This window comes from Geobacillus sp. ZGt-1, from assembly GCF_001026865.1.
GTDB lineage: Bacteria > Bacillota > Bacilli > Bacillales > Anoxybacillaceae > Geobacillus > Geobacillus thermoleovorans.
Genome location: NZ_LDPD01000131.1, coordinates 1 through 524, shown reverse-complemented (window position 1 = coordinate 524; position 524 = coordinate 1). Strand labels below are relative to the sequence as shown.

The window sequence follows — 524 nt, the reverse complement described above, 5'->3', positions numbered from 1 at the left end:
TTGCGGGACATATGATTTTGGCAAGGGCGTTTTTGAGGGAGATTGGGTTTGAGTGGGTTAGGTCTAGATAATAAATTAATCATACATACATCCTTAGAAAGGGGGACGAGTACAATTGTCCAAAATCAAAAATCCTATTTTAACCGGCTTCCATCCCGATCCATCCATTTGCCGGGCGGGAGACGACTATTACATTGCGGTTTCGACGTTTGAGTGGTTTCCGGGGGTGAGAATTTACCATTCGAAAGATTTAAAGAATTGGCGTTTGGTGGCGCGGCCATTGAATCGGTTAAGCCAATTGAATATGATCGGAAACCCGGATTCCGGGGGCGTTTGGGCGCCGCATTTGTCGTACAGCGACGGGAAGTTTTGGCTCATTTATACGGATGTGAAAGTTGTCGAAGGCCAGTGGAAGGATGGGCACAACTATCTTGTGACGTGCGACACGATCGATGGCGAGTGGTCGGATCCGATTTATTTAAATAGCTCTGGGTTTGACCCGTCTCTCTTTCACGATGAGGACG

Annotated in this window: 1 protein-coding gene; it reads left to right on the top strand. The window is 47.3% G+C overall.

Annotation, left to right across the window (positions count from 1 at the left end):
* Positions 1–115: 115 nt before the first annotated feature.
* Positions 116–524: family 43 glycosylhydrolase (locus VU18_RS16020; protein WP_047758514.1), on the top strand; the 409-nt coding region annotated here is incomplete at its 3' end.